1 rRNA gene is annotated in these 400 nt (G+C 42.8%); it reads left to right on the top strand.

Annotated features, from left to right (window positions below):
- Nucleotides 1–239: 239 nt before the first annotated feature.
- Nucleotides 240–354 (top strand): 5S ribosomal RNA (gene rrf, locus PSH48_RS21050).
- Nucleotides 355–400 lie beyond the last annotated feature (46 nt).

Below are 400 nucleotides of genomic sequence, written 5' to 3'. Positions count from 1 at the left end.
AGCTAACTTGTACTAATTACCCGTGAGGCTTAACCATACAACGCCAAACGCGTTTTGTGACAGAAACAAGCGACAGAAGTTAATAGCTAGAGTAGATAAATACTTAGACTTAAAAAATATTATCAGAGTTTTCCAAATTTATGAGGTGACTCTTAGCGCGTAGCGTTAACATTGAGGCACCTTGCGCAAAGGAAATAGTAGCACTACGTGCTTGTCCTTAATCCTTTGCACCTAATTTGCTTGGTAACCATAGCGTTTTGGACCCACCTGACCCCATGCCGAACTCAGTAGTGAAACGAAACAGCGCCGATGATAGTGTAGCATTTGCTATGTGAAAGTAGGACATTGCCAGGCTCCAAATATAAGAAAGCCCGACTCGAAAGAGCCGGGCTTTTTTACG

The organism is Pseudoalteromonas sp. Angola-4 (assembly GCF_028599265.1).
Lineage (GTDB): Bacteria > Pseudomonadota > Gammaproteobacteria > Enterobacterales > Alteromonadaceae > Pseudoalteromonas > Pseudoalteromonas atlantica.
This window is presented reverse-complemented; position numbering and strand designations above follow the sequence as displayed.